Origin of the sequence: Janthinobacterium sp. J1-1 (genome assembly GCF_030944405.1) — a bacterium.
Taxonomy (GTDB): domain Bacteria; phylum Pseudomonadota; class Gammaproteobacteria; order Burkholderiales; family Burkholderiaceae_D; genus Janthinobacterium.
In genome coordinates this window covers 240,147-256,299 of record NZ_CP132339.1, presented here as the reverse complement: position 1 = coordinate 256,299, position 16,153 = coordinate 240,147, and the positions used below count along the sequence as shown (strand labels likewise).

Sequence of the window (16,153 nt, the reverse complement as noted above, 5' to 3'; positions counted from 1 at the left end):
GATGGATATCGCCTGGACCGCGCTGGCCCTGTCGCTGAAAGTGGCGGCATGGGCCACGGCGCTCAATTTGTTGCTGGGCATCGGTACCGGCTACCTGCTGGCCCGCGCCCGCTTTCCCGGGCGCGACCTGCTCGACGCGGTATTGACCCTGCCGATGGTGATGCCGCCCACGGTGCTGGGCTATTATCTGCTGGTGCTCTTGGGGCGGCGCGGCAGCATCGGCATCTGGCTGCAGGAACACTTCGGCATCAACCTGATCTTTACCTGGCAGGGCGCCGTGATCGCCTCCACCATCGTCGCTTTTCCGCTGGTGTTCAAACCGGCGCGGGCGGCGTTTGAAGCGGTCGATGGCCAGCTGGAACAGGCGGCGCGCGTGCTGGGCATATCCGAAATCGCCATTTTCTTTCGCGTCACCCTGCCGCTGGCCTGGCGCGGCATCCTGGCCGGCGTTCTGCTGGGCTTTGTGCGCGCGCTGGGCGAATTTGGCGCGACCTTGATGGTGGCCGGCAGCATACCCGGCAAGACACAGACCCTGTCGGTGGCCGTGTACGAGGCGGTACAGGCGGGCCAGGATGAGGTCGCCAATATGCTGGTACTGATTACCTCGGTGGTCTGCATCGTGGTGCTGCTGTCGGCCGGCACGCTGGCGCCTGGCCGCATCGTTCACAAGTAAAACCATGCAACTCGACCTCGATATCCGCGCCACCTTGCGCTCCGGCAAACGCCATTTTGAGCTGCACGTGCAGTGCAGCTCGACCAGCCAGCGCATCGCCATGTATGGCCCGTCCGGCGCCGGCAAGAGCATGACCCTGAAGGCAATTGCCGGACTCTTCACCCCGGACGCCGGCCATATCCGCCTCAATGGCCGTACGCTGTTCGATTCCGCTGCCGGCATCAACCTGGCGCCGCAACAGCGCAATGTGGCCTATCTGTTCCAGGACTATGCGCTGTTCCCGCACCTGACGGTACGCCAGAACGTGGGCTTCGGGCTGGCGCGCGGCTGGTTCAATCCGCGCGCGCGTGAGAAACTGGCCAAGGTCGAGCATTGGCTCGATGCGTTTCATTTGCAGGAACTGGCGCACCAGTATCCCGACGAGTTGTCCGGCGGCCAGCGCCAGAGGGTGGCGCTGGCAAGGGCACTGGTGTCGGAGCCGGCCGCGCTGCTGCTGGACGAACCGTTCGCCGCCCTCGATCCGGCCCTGCGTGTCACCATGCGGCTGGAACTGAGCCAGTGGCAGCAGCGCCTGGGCGTGCCGATGATATTGATTACGCACGACCCGGAAGACGCGCGCATCCTCGGCGACCATGTGCTTTACTTGCGCGATGGCCGCATCGACACGATGGAAGAAAACAGACACGAGGTGAAAATTGGATAAGGCAGAAATCGGCCTGCAAGGCTCGGTATGGATGACGGTGGGCGGTGAACACCTCGGTGGCGCCGGCAGGGTGGCGTTGCTGGGCGCGATCGCCGAATGCGGCTCGATCACGCAGGCGGCCAAGGCGGTCAAAATGAGCTACAAGGCGGCCTGGGACGCCATCGACGCGATGAACAACCTGGCTGGCGAGCCGCTGGTGGAACGCCTGGCGGGCGGCAAGGGCGGCGGCGGCACGCGCCTGACGCAGCGCGGGCGCCAGCTGGTCGACAACTTTCGCATCATCGAACGCGAGCACGAGCGCTACCTGCGCCAGCTGGGCAGCCAGGCCGAGGGCATCGCCGACGACCTTTTACTGATACGGAGAATGGCCATGAAAACCACGGCACGCAATCAATTCCTGGGCAAGGTGGCCGAACTGAAGTCCGGGGCGGTCAACGACGAAGTGATCCTGGAACTGCCCGGCGGCCAGCAGATCGTGGCCGTCATCACCCAGGGCAGCAGCGACAGCCTGGGCCTGGCGCCCGGCGTGGAAGCATTCGCGCTGATCAAGGCCTCGTCCATCATCCTGGTGGCGGATGGCGAAGGCGCGCGCTTCTCGGCGCGCAACCAGCTGGCCGGCACCGTCACGCGCGTGCAGACGGGCGCCGTCAATACCGAGGTGGTGCTCGATCTGCCGCGTGGCGGAACCATCGCCGCCATCATCACCAACCAGAGCGCCAGCGAGATGGCAATCGCCATCGGCAGCAAGCTGACGGCGATGTTCAAGGCGTCGAGCGTGATTCTGGGTGTGCCCGCGTAATCCGACAACATTGTTGGCGCCGGTGGTGATGTCGGATTACGCGCAAGCGCTAATCCGACCTACTTTGCCCTACTCTTCCAGCCGCGACAACCAGTCGGCCGCCGCCGCCAGCACCTGCTCCAGTTCCAGTACCGTCTGCGCCAGCAGCGCCGGCACTTCGTCGTGGCGGCCTTCGTCGATGGCCTGCTCGGTGGCGAACGAGGCGCGGATCAGGCGCTTGGTGCCCAGGGTGCCCACCGAGCCGCGCAGGCCGTGCAGGATGCGCGCGACGTCGCTGTGGCGGCCTGCCTGCAAGACGGCTTCGGCGTCGCGCAAGGGCGCCATGCCCTTGTTCAGCGCGTCTTCCACCATGCGCCGCAAGACGCCCCTGCCCTTGGGGTCCTTGCCCATCACGCGCATCAGCGCGGCCATGGAAAACACTTCCTCGTCGAGCGGCGCGGCCGCTGCCGCCTGTACTGTCGGGCGTTTCGGCAGGTGGCGGCTGATCACTTCCATCATTTCCTCGACCACCACCGGCTTGGCGATAAAGTCGGTGATGCCGGCCGTCATGCAGCGCTCGCGCTCGGAGGCCAGCACGCCGGCCGTCATGGCGATCACCGGCAACTGCAGGCGCAGTTCGGTGCGGATGATGTGGGTGGCGCTGAAGCCGTCCATCACCGGCATCTGCATGTCCATCAGCACGATGTCGTAGCGCAGGGACTCCATGCGCAGGCGCTCGACCGCCTGCAGGCCGTCGCCCACCACGTCCAGCGTGGCGCCCATGTGTTCGAGGATGCCGCGCGCCACCGCCTGGTTCAGATGATTGTCTTCCACCAGCAGGAAATGCACGCCGGCCAGTTCGGTGCCGGTCTGCTGCAGCGCGATATGCTGTTCGCCATCCTGCTTGGCGCTCAAAGCCTGGTGCAGCGCATCGAACAGGCTCGATCCGGTGATCGGCTTCATCAGCACCACGTCGGCCTCGGCCGCGCTGGAGATTTCCTCCAGGTGGTTGCGGGCAAAGGCGTTGACCATCACCACGATCGGCTGGCGCTGGCCGGTGGCCGCCTGGCGTATCGCCTTGGCCGTGGCCAGGCCGTCCATGACGGGCATGTGCCAGTCGGCCAGCACCACGTCATACGGCTGCTGGCTTTCCAGGCGTTCGCGGTACAGTTCGATGGCGGCAAAGCCGGAATCGACTTCATCGGCGGCCCAGCCCCAGGCCTCGATCAGTTTGACGATCAGTTCGCGCGTGGTGCGGTTGTCGTCGGCCACCAGCAGGCGCAGCTGGCCCAGGGCCGGTTTGCGGCGCTCTTCGTTTGGTTGTGCCAGCGCCTCGAACGGCACGCTGAACCAGAAGCGGCTGCCCTTGCCTTCGCTGCTGGCCACGGCGATATCGCCGCCCATCATGTGGATCAGGTGCTTGCTGATGGCCAGGCCCAGGCCGGTGCCGCCGAAGCGCCGCGTGATGCTTTGATCGCCCTGCGAGAAGGCGGTAAATAGTTGTTCCTGCTGCTGCGGCGTCATGCCGATGCCGGTATCGCGCACTTCGAAGCGCAGCCAGGCCTGGCCGGGTGTTTGTTCGGCCAGGCTGACGGCCACCACCACTTCGCCGCTTGCGGTAAATTTGATGGCGTTGCCGGCCAGGTTGACGAGGATCTGCTGCAGGCGCTGGGCGTCGCCCACCAGGCGGCGCGGCACGTCCGATTCCACGGCGATGGCCAGTTCCAGTTCCTTTTCGCCGGCATTCATGGTCATGGTGGTGGCCAGCGTGTTCATCACTTCATCGAGGTCGAATTCGACCGGCGACAAGTCCATGCGGCGCGCCTCGATCTTGGAAAAATCGAGCACGTCGTTGAGGATGCCCAGCAGCGACTGGCCGGCCACGCGCACCATGGTCAGGTATTTGCGCTGTTCCGTATTGAGCCTGGTATTGCCCAATAAATAGACCATGCCCAGCACGGCATTGAGCGGCGTGCGGATTTCATGGCTCATGTTGGCGACGAAATCGCTTTTCGCGCGGTTGGCCGCTTCGGCGCGGTCGCGCTCGTTTTCCAGCTCGCTGGCGCGCGCTTCGAGCTCGTGCTGCAGGCGGTCGCGCTCGCTCATCAGGCTGTTGAAGGCGGCCGTCAGTTCGCCGATTTCATCGCGCTGCTCGACCGGCAGCGGCGTGAAGCGCTGGCCGCTGCTGCGCAGGGCCAGCAGGGTATCGCGCAGGCGCACCAGCGGCGACAGCAGCCGCACCGTGACCCAGCCCAATACCAGCGCTGCCAGCAGCGAGGCGCAGGCGCTCCACAGCACCAGCCGGTACAGCACGCCATCGAAGGGCTCGAAGGCGTCATCGATGGGCAGCGAGGCCGCCAGCAGCCAGTTCACCGATTTCAAATGCTTGAAGCTGTTGACAGCATTGATGCCACGGCTGTTGGTGCTGACCATGCTGCCTTCGCCGCCGCGCGCGATCAGCTCGCTGGTGGCCGGATTGGCGTTGGCTGCGCGCGGCTGCAGCAGCTTGGCCGGATCGGGATGCAGCACGTACAGCGGCACCTTGCCTTGCGTGAGGATGAAGTAATAGCCGTTCTTGCCGACCTTGGTCGTGCGCAGGTCGCCCAGCAGGTTGTCCTTGTACAGGCGCAGCACGCCGATCACGATGCCGGCCACTTCACCGTTGGCGCCCAGCACCGGCGCGACCATCTGCACGATCGGCATCCCGCTTTTCTTGCCCAGCAAGGGTTCGGTGATCATCGGCTGGCGCGTGCGCATGACGGTGCGGAAATAGTCGCGGTCGCCCACCTCGACGCCGCTGCGGCCCGGTACTTCGGGCACGTCGCTGATCACCTTGCCGCGCGCATCGAGCACCAGCACGTCGTCGAACAGGGCCAGCATGGCGCGCTGCTCATAGTACTGGCGCAACTGGGCCGGCTGCGCCATCAGCGCGGCCGGCTGGCGGCGCGCCGTTTCGCTGATCACGTCGAGCAGCATGCCGAGCTTGTCGTCGAGTTCCTCGGCGGTGCGGTCGATCATCGCCGTCTGCTGGCTTAATAGTACCTTGGTGAAATCGTCGCGCATGCGCTGCACTTGCACCAGGGTCACCAGGGCGATCATGGCGATCGAGGTCAGGCTGGTGGCCAGCGCGACTTTTGCTTTAATGCCCAGAGGCTTCATCATTTCCTTATCCTTGGCAAACGGGCAAGCGGCACAAGCGCGCTGCGAGAGATGCTATGAGGAATTCTCCTATCAATACATCAACTTGGCAAGCGTGTGCTTGTGGCGGGGTTGCCATGAAAATAAATGACGAAAGTCGTTTATTCGGCGTATTTCGCCGAAATTGGCACACTACCTCTGCATATACAGTAAACTTGTTGTTGTATTTTATAAAAGGTACTCACCATGACACCAGAGCTCTTGACGCCAACCCTGCCCACCGTGAACGTGGAAGTGTTGCGTGCGCGTTGCGCGACGTGCAGCATGCACCAGTTGTGTCTGCCCATGGGACTCGATGTGGGTGACATGGACCGTCTCGACCAGATTATCGGCCGGCGCCGCAAGGTGGTGCGCGGCGCCTCGCTGTTCCGTATCGGCGACGCGTTCCAGAACCTGTATGCGATCCGCCTCGGTCATTTCAAGACCTACCAGATCAACCAGGGTGGCGAAGAACAGGTGACCGGTTTCCAGATGGCCGGCGAACTGCTGGGCATGGACGCCATCAGCGCCGATCGCCATCATTGCAATGCGGTGGCGCTGGAAGACAGTGAAGTGTGTGAAATTCCATTTTCCAGCCTGGAACAACTGCTGGGCAATATGCCGATCCTGCTGCGCCATTTCCACCGCATGATGAGCCAGGAAATCACGCGCGAGCAAAGCGTGATGCTATTGCTGGGCAATATGCAGGCGACCCAGCGCTTTGCCGCCTTTATCGTCAACCTGGCGTCGCGCTATGAAGCGCGCGGCTATTCGGGCAGTAACTTCCAGCTGCGCATGTCGCGCGAGGAAATCGGCAACTACCTCGGCCTGACGATCGAAAGCATCAGCCGTCTGCTCTCGAAATTCAAGAAGGAAGGCTGGCTGCGCGTGTCGAACCGCGAGATTGAAATCCTGCAGCCGGCCAAACTCAAGGCGATTACGGCCGGCACCGACGTCTGCAAATAATTACAGTTCCTTGTCGGCCTGGATGGTGATGTCGCGCTGGGCCGGCCAGGTCCAGATGCCCGACAGGCGCCACACGCGCTGCTGGTCTTCCACCAGCACCTGCCAGCGGCTGCGTTCGAGCATCGGCAGCGATACCGAAAAATTGCCGTCCGCATCGGGCTGCACCATCAGCCGGATATCTTTTTCCGGCAAGGTGGCGTGCGCCAGGTGCAGCAGCAAAGGCTGTTGGTAGGCCTTGCCGAAACTGTGCACGGAACCGGTGATGCGCGATTGCGCCACGTCGTAGGCCAGGCTGGTATCCATCGCCAGGTCGCTGGCGACGGTGTCGCGGCGCAAGTCCTGGTTGATCGCCTTGCCTTTCTTGTAGTAGTCGCCCACCACCAGCGCATCGGGTTGCGTAAACGCGATGTACCCCATGAAGCTGCCGACGACGACCGACAGGCCGGGGCCGATCATCAGCAGCCAAGGCCAGCGGTGCTTGTACCAGGGATCGACGGGAGCTTGCAGTTTGGCGGTCTTGGACATGGGTGTTTCTCCTGATTCAACACGGCGCCAGGCAAGGCCAGGCGCCGCTTCTTGGTTTAACGCGGCACGATGAATACCGCGCTTTCGCGCACATGCAAGGACGGATCGTCGAGCGACTGCAGCTCGATATGGATCTTGTTCGAGCCCTTCTCGCCGACGCCGTGCGGCACGCGCAAACGCACCGGCCAGCCCAGCGTTTCGGTCGGCTGCAGGGTCACTTCCTCGCGCGTGACCAGGCTCAAGCCTGGCAAGCCGGACACGCCGATCCTGAAGTGCTGCTGCTCTTCCGAGGTGTTCATGATCTGCAGGCGATACACGTTTTCGATCATGCCGTCTTCGACTTCGCGGCCCATCGAACCTCGGTCGCGGATGACGTCCATTTTCAGGGGCGTGCGCAGGAACAGCGAGGTACAGACGGCGATGATGATCAGCCCCAGGATCGAGGTGTAGATCAGCACGCGCGGGCGCATGGCGCGCCGGCGGATCTGCTTCGAGCTGAAGTTGTTTTCCATCGCATGGTCGGTGCTGTAGCGGATCAGCCCGCGCGGCCGCTCGACCTTGTCCATCACGCTGTTGCAGGCGTCGACGCAGGCGGCGCAGCCGATGCATTCATATTGCAGGCCGTTGCGGATATCGATGCCGGTCGGACACACCTGCACGCACAGGGTGCAGTCGATGCAGTCGCCCAGCGCTTTTTCCGTCCCCTCCTTGGCCGCCTTCTTGTTCAGTGCACCGCGCGGCTCGCCGCGTTTGTCATCGTAGGTGATGATCAGGGTGTCCTGATCGAACATGGCGCTCTGGAAGCGCGCATACGGGCACATGTATTTGCACACCTGTTCGCGCAGCCAGCCCGCGTTGCCGTAGGTGGCCAGGCTGTAGAACAGAATCCAGAACCATTCCCACGGGCCGAAGTTAAAGGTGCGCACTTCCTGCACCAGGTCCTGGATCGGCGTGAAGTAGCCGACAAAGGTAAAGCCGGTCCACAGGGCGATCGCGCCCCACGCCAGGTGCTTGGCGACCTTCTTGCCGGTCTTGCGCACGGAGGGGCCCTGGCGGTCGAGCGCCATGCGCGCGCTGCGCGTGCCTTCGATCTTGCGTTCGACCCACAGGAAGATTTCGGTATACACCGTTTGCGGGCAGGAAAAGCCGCACCAGACCCGCCCGGCAATCGCCGTGACCAGGAACAGCAAATACGCCGCGATGATCAGCAGGGCCGCCAGATAGATGAAATCCTGCGGCCACAGCACCACGCCGAAAATGTAGAACTTGCGCGTGGTCAAGTCGAACAGCAGGGCTTGCCTGCCGTTCCAGTTGAGCCACGGCAAGCCGTAGAACGCCAGCTGGGTGAGCCAGACGCACACCCAGCGCCATGTTGCATAGCGTCCTTTGGCCTCGCGAGGGTAGATCTGCTCGCGGGCCGCATACATCTTGATGACTTGGGGTTCCATTACATTACTTCACAGGAACCGCAGGCTGAGGGTTGGAGAGGCTCCAGATATACGCCGACAGCACATGTACTTTCGACTCGCCAAGGAAGTCACCGAAGGCGGGCATGGTGTTGTTGCGGCCCTTGCGGATGGTTTCCATGATGGTGTCGGCGCTGCCGCCATACAGCCAGATCTTGTCGGTCAGGTTCGGTGCACCGAGCTGCTGGTTACCCTTGGCATCGGCGCCATGGCAAGCCATGCAGGCGCCGAATTTCGATTTGCCCAGCACCGATTTGACCGGGTCCGAGGTCGAGCCCGACAGGCTCAGCACGTAATGGGCCACGTTCTCGATATCCTGCTCCGAACCGAGGGCGGCGCCCATCGGGATCATGATGCCGTTACGGCCGTGCATGATGGTGGTCTTGATGATGTCGGGATCGCCGCCATACAGCCAGTCCTTGTCGGTCAGGTTCGGAAAACCCTTGTTGCCGCGCGCGTCCGAACCGTGGCACTGCGCGCAGTAGGTCAGGAACAAACGCTGGCCGATGGCGTTCGCCTGCGGATCGGCGGCCACGGTTTTCAGATCCTGCTTCAGGTACTTGTCGAACAGGGGGCCGTAGTCGGCTTCCGCCTTTTTCAGTTCCTGCTCGTACTGGCCCGACGATTTCCAGCCCAGCTTGCCGGCATAGGTACCCAGGCCCGGGTACAGGAACAGATACGCCAGCGCGAACACGATGGTGATGTAGAACAGCCACATCCACCAGCGCGGCATCGGCGTATTGAGTTCCTTCAGGTCTTCGTCCCACACGTGGCCGGTGGTACCGTCGGCCGGTGCGCCCGGCAGTATCGTCACTTTCGACTGCGAGTACAGCAGCACGCCGCAGCCGATGATGCCCAGCAGGGACAGCACGACAATGTAAATATTCCAGAAACCACTGGTAAAGTCAGACATGGCCGCGCTCCTCTTTTGCCGCTCCGGCGTTGGTCGGATAGTCCAGCGCTTCATCGGCGAACGGCAGGTTGGCCGCCGCGTCGAAGTCCTTGTTGCTGCGGCTGAATGTCCACCACAGGATGGCCAGGAACGTCGTAAAGGAAACCACCGTCATGACGCTGCTGGCGCTGTCGAACAGATTCTCGATTGCCATGCTAATTCCTCGTTTTGATTAATGTGCCCAGGCCTTGCAGGTAGGCCACCAAGGCGTCTTCTTCCGTTTTGTCCTTCAGCTGTTCCGGGCCGGCGGCGATCTCTTCCTCGCTGTACGGCTGGCCCAGGCGTTTCAGGGCGCGCATCTTCGGCACGATGTCTTCCGGCGCCAGCTTGGTCTTCGCCAGCCATGGGTAGGACGGCATGTTCGATTCCGGCACCACGTCGCGCGGATTGTTCAGGTGGGTGCGGTGCCATTCGTCGCTGTAGCGCGCGCCGACCCTGGCCAGGTCGGGCCCGGTACGCTTGGAACCCCACTGGAACGGACGGTCGTAGACGAACTCGCCGGCCACCGAATAATGGCCATAGCGTTCGGTTTCGGCGCGCAGCGGACGGATCATCTGCGAGTGGCAGTTGTAGCAGCCTTCGCGCACATAAATGTCGCGCCCCGCCAGGCGCAGCGGCGAGTACGGTTTCAGGCCGGCGATCGGCTCGGTGGTGCTCTTCTGGAAGAACAGGGGCACGATTTCAACGGCGCCGCCGACGCTGATCACCAGGGTGACCAGGCCGATCAGCAGCCAGGGGTTTTTTTCAATCCATGCATGTGAGAATTTCATTTGCTTTCGCTCCTATCAGGCGTGCGCCGCGTTCAGTTCCGGGATGCGTGCGACCGGCAACTTGGTGCCGCGCAAGGTCATGTAGGTGTTGTAGCCCATCACGCACATGCCAGCCAGGTACAGCAGGCCACCGCCGACGCGCACCACGTAGTACGGGTAGGTCGCTTTCACGCCTTCGACGAAGGTGTAGGTCAGGGTGCCGTCCGGGTTGACCGCGCGCCACATCAGGCCCTGCATCACGCCGGCGATCCACATGGCGGCGATATACAGCACGATACCGATGGTGGCGACCCAGAAGTGCACGTCGACCAGGCGCGTGCTGTACATCCTGGTCTGGCCGGCCACGCGCGGCAGGATGTAGTAGATCGAGCCCATGGTGATGAAACCGACCCAGCCCAAAGCACCCGCATGCACGTGGGCCACGGTCCAGTCGGTGTAGTGCGACAGCGAGTTGATGGTCTTGATCGACATCATCGGGCCTTCGAAGGTGGCGATGCCGTAGAACGACAGCGAGACGATCATGAATTTCAGGATCGGATCGGTGCGCAGCTTGTGCCAGGCGCCCGACAGGGTCATGATGCCGTTGATCATGCCGCCCCAGCTTGGCGCCAGCAGCACCAGGGAAAACACCATGCCGATCGATTGGGTCCAGTCCGGCAAAGCCGTGTAGTGCAGGTGATGCGGGCCGGCCCACATGTAGGTGAAGATCAGCGCCCAGAAGTGGACGATCGACAAACGGTAGGAATAGACCGGGCGCTCGGCCTGTTTCGGGATGAAGTAGTAGACCATGCCCAGATAGCCGGCGGTCAGGATGAAGCCCACCGCGTTATGGCCGTACCACCATTGAATCATGGCGTCCTGCACGCCGGCATAGGCCGAGTAGGATTTGGTGAACGAGGCCGGCATGACGGCGCCATTGACCACGTGCAAAATCGTCACGGCCAGAATGTAGGCGCCGAAGAACCAGTTGGCCACGTAGATATGCTTGACCTTGCGCTTGATAAGGGTGCCGAAGAAGACGATCGCGTAGGCGATCCAGACGACGGCGATCAGGATCGAGATCGGCCATTCCAGCTCGGCGTATTCCTTGCCGCGCGTCAGGCCCATCGGCAAGCTGACGACCGCGCACAGGATCACCGCTTGCCAGCCCCAGAAGGTAAAGGCGGCCAGCTTGTCGGAAAACAGGCGAACCTGGCAGGTGCGTTGCACCACGTAGTACGAGGTGGCAAACAGGCCGCAGATACCGAACGCAAAAATGACCGCATTCGTGTGCAGCGGCCGCAAACGACCGTAAGTGAGCCACGGTATGTCGAGGTTCAGGGCGGGCCAGGCCAGTTGGGCGGCGATGATGACGCCGACCAGCATGCCGATGACGCCCCATACCACAGTAGCGATCGCGAATTGCTTCACGATCTTGTAGTTATAGTTCAGCGATTGATCCACAAAGACTCCCTGGAATGTCTATTTATGATGGTGGCCAGAGGTTAAGTGTTTGGGGGCCAAAAAACTTTGATGTGGATCAAAATTCCCAAGATGAAAGATGGCTAGTGCGGCAGCATCAAAATAAATCCTGACCCAGGTAAAAAAAGCCGGACAAGATCCCTGCAAGCGCACCGTGGCGCCGTCATGGAAAGTACGGCCGCGGCATGACAGCACGACAAAATGCATGATTTCTCACCAATGTTGTGCTGCTGTCGCACCGGATTGTGCGGCGCACAAAATAATGCGACAAAATAGTGCAATTTGGCATATAAAGTTGTTTTGGAATAAATTTTCCATATTTAATTTGCTGGCCCGCTTTTTGCATGTCTGTTAATTCAAAAAGGAGGGCGTCCACATGGCAAATCCACAGGCAATCGTCGATCTCACGCACCAGGTCCGTAAACTTGCCACCAGCAAGATCGGTGACATCAATGACATCAACCGCGAAGCCAATTTCCTGGCGCTCAACGCCCTGATCGAGGCGGCGCGGGCGGGCGCCGCCGGTCGCGGTTTTGCCGTGGTGGCGAACCAGGTCAAGCACGTCTCGCAACGCATCGGCGAAGTGACCGACAGCCTGAACCGGGAGCTGGTCGGCTCGCTGTCGAGCCTGACCGCGCTCGGCGACCTGATGATCGGGCGCATGCAGTCGCATGAAGGCCAGCGCTGCGCCGACCTGGCCCTGAACATGATCGACATCATCGACCGCAACCTGTACGAGCGCTCGTGCGACGTGCGCTGGTGGGCCACCGACTCGGCGCTGGTGGAGTGCCTCGGTGATGCGGGTGCGGCGGCGCGCGCGCATGCGTCGCGGCGCCTGTCGGTGATCCTCGACAGCTATACGGTCTACAAGGATATCTGGGTGCTCGATGCCGACGGCATGATCGTCGCCAGCGGCCGCCCCGAGCAGTATCCGGTGGCCGGCCGCAACGTCGCCAGGGCGCCCTGGTTCAAGGCGGCGCTGAACACGGTCAGCGGCGAGGAGTATGTGGCCGATGACGTGTGCACCACCTCGCTGCTGCACAACGCCCAGGTGGCCACCTATGCGACGGCGATCCGCGAAGGCGGCGCGACGCACGGCAAGGTGCTGGGCGCGCTGGTGATCTTTTTCGACTGGGCGCCACAGGCGCAAGCGGTGGTCAAGGGCGTGCGCCTGACGGACGCGGAATGGGCGCGCACGCGCTGCATGATCCTCGATTCTTCGTTTCGCGTGCTGGCCAGTTCCGATGGCGAGGGGGTGCTCACCGAAGTGTTCCCGCTGCGCCCCGACCAGCGCCGTGCCGGCTTCTACCAGGACGGCGGCATGACCGTCTCGTTCGCCGCCACGCCGGGCTACGAAACGTACAAGGGACTGGGCTGGTATGGGGTGGTGTGCCAGCGGGCGGAGACGCGCAATTGATCTGGCTTCATGATTGATTTGGCTTAACAAGTGCATATAAGCAACGCCTTACAGTGGTGAGTCCAGTTACTTCAAAGGCTTGCCATGACCGATGCCAGCAACCCGGGTGATGATGCCGCCAATTATGTCGTAGGGCGCTTCAGTGGCACTTGCCTGTACAGCCACAGCCTGCTCACGTGCGTGCAGCAGATGCCGTCCCCCGGCATCGTCATCTTCGTGCACGGCGTCAATTCCGACGGCGAGTGGTACCGCGCGGCGGAGGAAGGCCTGTGCAAGGGCTTGAATACACGCATGAAGCGTTGCGACGAGCACCTGTGCCATGCCACGGCGCAAGCCGGGCAGTTGACGCCGGTGCGCTACAAAGGCGAGCTGACAGATGACGGTTACGTCGATCCCGATTACACGGCCAGCACCTTCATCGCGCCGCAAGCGCATTTCTCGCCGGTGATCCACTTCCGCTGGGGCTACAAGGCCAGCGCCACTGAATTGCAGCACTATGGCGATTCGGTCTACCTGAACGAACACGATTACTGGGGCGGCGGCCCGTTCGCCAATGGCTGCTCGTCCTTGCCGGATCTGTGGGGCGAGGGGCTGTCGGACGCCCTGTTCCTGTGGATCCATATCGAGCACCTGAACCCCGTCAACGACCGCATCGTGTATGCCTGTCCGCCGCGTCCCTACTTCGTGCTGGCCGCGCTGCGCCTGGCGCATCTGGTGCAAGCGATCCGCAAGGAACAGGCCGACGTACCGATTACCATTGTCTGTCATAGCCAGGGCAATATGGTGGGCATGGCGGCGGCATTTCTTGGTAATAAGATGGCCAATGTCCAGGATGCGGTGGGAAAGGCCGGCCGCTGCGTGGCCGACACCTATGTGCTGTGCAACCCGCCCTACAGCCTGCTGCGCCGGAACGACACCGAAGGCTGGCTGCAGGGGCAAGTCCGTGATGTCGACGGCAATGTCGGCCGGCAAAGCGGCAAGGCGCGCCGCAAGACGCTGGCGGCCTTCTTCGATATCGTGCGCGGCCAGGCGCAGGAACCCCCTGTCGATCCCTGCCTGAGCCGCATGGCGGACAACCAGAAACACGATTTCAGCCTGGACCAGGACAAGGCCATGTATGGCTGCGGCCCGCAGCGGTCGACGCGCGGCCGCGTCACGCTGTATTGCAATCCGCATGACCAGGTGATCTCGGCCACGCCGATACAGGGCATCGGCTGGCTAGGCCTCAGCGCCGAAGAGATCCAGGGCACGCGCGGCGATGGCGTGTTCAGCCAACGTGTCTTTGCGCAGGGCCACCCGGTGGGCCAGCAGGGTAATTATGACTACTGGAGCAACCACTATCGGCAGCCCGAGCGTGGCAGCCTTGATTTCTGGTTTCCCCATTCGCCGATCTCAAAATACGACCCGAACAAGGGCGTGCGTGCCAATACCAGCGCCGCGGGCAAGGCCGCCACCGTGCGCACGGCCGCCGCCACCTCGCAACTGATGAAGTGGCTGAGCATCCCGATCCACGCCGTGCCGCCCGGTGACTGGCGCATTCCCGTCAATGCGCCTGCGCTGCCGAACACTTTTTTGCCGCAGGCCGTGCGTTTCGGCACGCCCAGCGCGCAATTCGACCAGGATCTCGACCCACCCGCCACGCACCGCCATGCCGGCAAGGTGCGCGACGTGGACGATCCCTATGCGGACGAGGAGTTGGGCGCCCCGCCGGCCGGCAACCGCGATACGGAGGCGGTGTTGCGCTACGAGGATCACGCCCGGCTGCGCATGAAGGCGCGGCGCGAAAAGCGGTATGGCAATGGCGAAAAGGTCAGCATGGAAGACGACCTGTCGACCGCCACGCCCGAATATCGACACTGGCGCAGGCAGGAAATCCAGGCGCAACTGGCGGCCACCTGCGATACCCATGCCACCGACCATTCCACCATTCTGACGAACGGCGCGCATGCGGAAATGGCGCTGGCGTATGACGTGGCGATCGGGGTGAGTCTGAGGTACCCTGACTTTTTCGGACACTCTAGTTTGGTAAACTTCACCAACTGGAGAACTTATGACACGCTCAACAACATACACACCGGAGCTTCGGGAAGAAGCGGTAAAACTGGTCCTGACACAAGGCCTGACGCTGGAAGACGCCGCGTTGCGTCTCACCATTCCCAAGGGCACGCTAGCGAACTGGGTCAGTGCGGCAAGGCGCGGCACGTCGCCCAAAGTAGCCCCTGGTAGCCGCTCCGTGCCGGAGCTTGAGGCTGAGGTAACCAAGCTGCGCAAAGAGCTTGCCGAGGCACGCATGGAGCGCGATATCGTAAAAAAAGCGGCAGCGTACTTTGCGCGGGAGTCGCTGCCAAGTACGCGGTCATGAAGACCTTGCGACTCGAATTTCCTGTCACCATCATGTGCCGCGTCTTTGGCGTCTCGCGCAGCGGTTTCTACGCTTGGTCGAACGGCAAACCGTCGCAGCGGGCGCAGGACGACGCACGCCTGAAGGTCGCCATCGAGGCCGTGCACGCGCAGAGCCGGCAGACTTATGGCCCGTTGCGCATGCAGCCGGAACTGACGGCGCAAGGCTTTCCGGCCGGCCGTGATCGTATCGTCCGTCTGCGTCGCGAGCTCGCCCTGCGCTGCAAGCAAAAGCGCAAGTTCAAGGCCACCACGAACTCGAATCATGACCTGCCGGTGGCCGACAACCTGCTCAATCAGACTTTCGCGCCGACCCGGCCGAACGAAGCCTGGGTGACCGACATCACCTATGTGGCGACCGGCGAGGGCTGGCTTTACCTGGCCGGTATCAAGGACGTGTTCACCTGCGAGCTGGTGGGCTACGCGATGGACGAGCGCATGACGCAAACGCTGACGGCAACAGCACTGTGGAAGGCCGTGCGCAACAAACGCCGCGCGCCGGGCTTGATTCACCACTCCGACCGTGGCAGTCAGTATTGCGCCCACGACTATCAGAAACTGGTGACGCAGTTCGGCATGAAGCCGTCCATGTCGCGCCGAGGAAACTGCTATGACAACGCGCCCATGGAAAGCTTCTGGGGCACCCTGAAAAACGAGCTGGTGCACCATCAACGTTACGCGACCCGGGCCGACGCGAAAGCCGCAATACAGGAATATATCGAAAGCTTTTACAACCGCCAGCGACGCCATTCGCGCCTTGGCAATGTTCCGCCCGCGTTGTTCGCTGAAAAATTCAGCAAACAGCCGCGGGTGGCTTGAAACAAGAGTGTCCGCTATTGACAGTACACCTCAGTCTGATCAGCGA

Annotated in this window: 14 protein-coding genes; 7 read left to right on the top strand and 7 right to left on the bottom strand. The window is 62.4% G+C overall.

The window, feature by feature from the left end:
* The first annotated feature begins 1 nt into the window (after position 1).
* The 3 genes from modB to Q8L25_RS01110 are packed head-to-tail and all read left to right on the top strand — an operon-like array spanning position 2 to position 2,175.
* A complete protein-coding gene (modB, locus tag Q8L25_RS01120) occupies positions 2-673 on the top strand; it encodes a molybdate ABC transporter permease subunit (protein ID WP_308923163.1) in 672 nt (223 codons plus the stop codon).
* A gap of 4 nt (positions 674-677) precedes the next feature.
* The gene (locus Q8L25_RS01115) at positions 678-1,376 is read left to right on the top strand and encodes an ATP-binding cassette domain-containing protein (RefSeq protein ID WP_308923162.1); all 699 of its coding nucleotides are present in this window, start codon (positions 678-680) and stop codon (positions 1,374-1,376) included.
* A gap of 31 nt (positions 1,377-1,407) precedes the next feature.
* Complete coding sequence (locus tag Q8L25_RS01110; protein ID WP_308925627.1) at positions 1,408-2,175, top strand: TOBE domain-containing protein; 768 nt, start codon at positions 1,408-1,410, stop codon at positions 2,173-2,175.
* 69 nt (positions 2,176-2,244) lie between these two features.
* On the opposite strand, the gene Q8L25_RS01105 is transcribed toward Q8L25_RS01110, so the two are convergent.
* A complete protein-coding gene (locus tag Q8L25_RS01105) occupies positions 2,245-5,316 on the bottom strand; it encodes a response regulator (RefSeq protein ID WP_308923161.1) in 3,072 nt (1,023 codons plus the stop codon).
* A 222-nt stretch (positions 5,317-5,538) separates the two neighbouring features.
* On the opposite strand from Q8L25_RS01105, the gene fnr reads away from it, so the two are divergent.
* On the top strand, positions 5,539-6,297 hold the full coding sequence (gene fnr / locus Q8L25_RS01100) for a fumarate/nitrate reduction transcriptional regulator Fnr (RefSeq protein ID WP_308923160.1): 759 nt from the start codon (positions 5,539-5,541) through the stop codon (positions 6,295-6,297).
* Here fnr and Q8L25_RS01095 read toward each other — a convergent pair whose 3' ends face one another.
* From Q8L25_RS01095 to ccoN, 6 genes are read right to left on the bottom strand one after another with little or no spacing between them, the layout of a single operon-like run.
* Complete coding sequence (locus Q8L25_RS01095; RefSeq protein ID WP_308923159.1) at positions 6,298-6,822, bottom strand: FixH family protein; 525 nt, start codon at positions 6,820-6,822, stop codon at positions 6,298-6,300. It abuts the gene before it with no gap.
* Positions 6,823-6,878: 56 nt separating this feature from the next.
* A complete protein-coding gene (gene ccoG, locus Q8L25_RS01090) occupies positions 6,879-8,270 on the bottom strand; it encodes a cytochrome c oxidase accessory protein CcoG (RefSeq protein WP_308923158.1) in 1,392 nt (463 codons plus the stop codon).
* Between the two features lie 4 nt (positions 8,271-8,274).
* Complete coding sequence (gene ccoP / locus Q8L25_RS01085; protein WP_308923157.1) at positions 8,275-9,201, bottom strand: cytochrome-c oxidase, cbb3-type subunit III; 927 nt, start codon at positions 9,199-9,201, stop codon at positions 8,275-8,277.
* On the bottom strand, positions 9,194-9,394 hold the full coding sequence (locus Q8L25_RS01080; protein WP_308923156.1) for a cbb3-type cytochrome c oxidase subunit 3: 201 nt from the start codon (positions 9,392-9,394) through the stop codon (positions 9,194-9,196). Before Q8L25_RS01080 ends, ccoP begins: the two co-directional genes overlap by 8 nt.
* Before the next feature lies 1 nt (position 9,395).
* Positions 9,396-10,010: a cytochrome-c oxidase, cbb3-type subunit II gene (ccoO, locus tag Q8L25_RS01075; RefSeq protein ID WP_308923155.1), complete on the bottom strand. Its 615-nt coding sequence runs from the start codon at positions 10,008-10,010 to the stop codon at positions 9,396-9,398.
* A gap of 15 nt (positions 10,011-10,025) precedes the next feature.
* Complete coding sequence (gene ccoN / locus Q8L25_RS01070; RefSeq protein WP_308923154.1) at positions 10,026-11,453, bottom strand: cytochrome-c oxidase, cbb3-type subunit I; 1,428 nt, start codon at positions 11,451-11,453, stop codon at positions 10,026-10,028.
* Between the two features lie 394 nt (positions 11,454-11,847).
* On the opposite strand from ccoN, the gene Q8L25_RS01065 reads away from it, so the two are divergent.
* From Q8L25_RS01065 to Q8L25_RS01055, 3 genes are all read left to right on the top strand, one after another.
* A complete protein-coding gene (locus tag Q8L25_RS01065) occupies positions 11,848-12,888 on the top strand; it encodes a methyl-accepting chemotaxis protein (RefSeq protein ID WP_308923153.1) in 1,041 nt (346 codons plus the stop codon).
* 84 nt (positions 12,889-12,972) lie between these two features.
* Positions 12,973-15,114, top strand: coding sequence for a hypothetical protein (locus Q8L25_RS01060; RefSeq protein ID WP_308923152.1), 2,142 nt, complete (start codon positions 12,973-12,975; stop codon positions 15,112-15,114).
* Positions 14,996-16,107, top strand: a protein-coding gene (locus tag Q8L25_RS01055) for an IS3 family transposase (protein ID WP_374694281.1) whose coding sequence is annotated in 2 segments (ribosomal slippage) — positions 14,996-15,206 and positions 15,206-16,107 — 1,113 coding nt in all. Because the reading frame shifts where the segments join, the coding sequence is not laid out codon by codon here. The genes Q8L25_RS01060 and Q8L25_RS01055 overlap by 119 nt, the downstream gene beginning before the upstream one ends.
* The last annotated feature ends 46 nt before the right edge of the window (positions 16,108-16,153 follow it).

Bases quoted from the DNA above. Each gene is read 5' to 3' on its own strand.
- modB (WP_308923163.1), top strand. From the start codon at position 2: ATGGATATCGCCTGGACCGCGCTGGCCCTGTCGCTGAAAGTGGCGGCA.
- Q8L25_RS01115 (WP_308923162.1), top strand. From the start codon at position 678: ATGCAACTCGACCTCGATATCCGCGCCACCTTGCGCTCCGGCAAACGC.
- Q8L25_RS01110 (WP_308925627.1), top strand. From the start codon at position 1,408: ATGACGGTGGGCGGTGAACACCTCGGTGGCGCCGGCAGGGTGGCGTTG.
- Q8L25_RS01105 (WP_308923161.1), bottom strand. From the start codon at position 5,316: ATGATGAAGCCTCTGGGCATTAAAGCAAAAGTCGCGCTGGCCACCAGC.
- fnr (WP_308923160.1), top strand. From the start codon at position 5,539: ATGACACCAGAGCTCTTGACGCCAACCCTGCCCACCGTGAACGTGGAA.
- Q8L25_RS01095 (WP_308923159.1), bottom strand. From the start codon at position 6,822: ATGTCCAAGACCGCCAAACTGCAAGCTCCCGTCGATCCCTGGTACAAG.
- ccoG (WP_308923158.1), bottom strand. From the start codon at position 8,270: ATGGAACCCCAAGTCATCAAGATGTATGCGGCCCGCGAGCAGATCTAC.
- ccoP (WP_308923157.1), bottom strand. From the start codon at position 9,201: ATGTCTGACTTTACCAGTGGTTTCTGGAATATTTACATTGTCGTGCTG.
- Q8L25_RS01080 (WP_308923156.1), bottom strand. From the start codon at position 9,394: ATGGCAATCGAGAATCTGTTCGACAGCGCCAGCAGCGTCATGACGGTG.
- ccoO (WP_308923155.1), bottom strand. From the start codon at position 10,010: ATGAAATTCTCACATGCATGGATTGAAAAAAACCCCTGGCTGCTGATC.
- Q8L25_RS01065 (WP_308923153.1), top strand. From the start codon at position 11,848: ATGGCAAATCCACAGGCAATCGTCGATCTCACGCACCAGGTCCGTAAA.
- Q8L25_RS01060 (WP_308923152.1), top strand. From the start codon at position 12,973: ATGACCGATGCCAGCAACCCGGGTGATGATGCCGCCAATTATGTCGTA.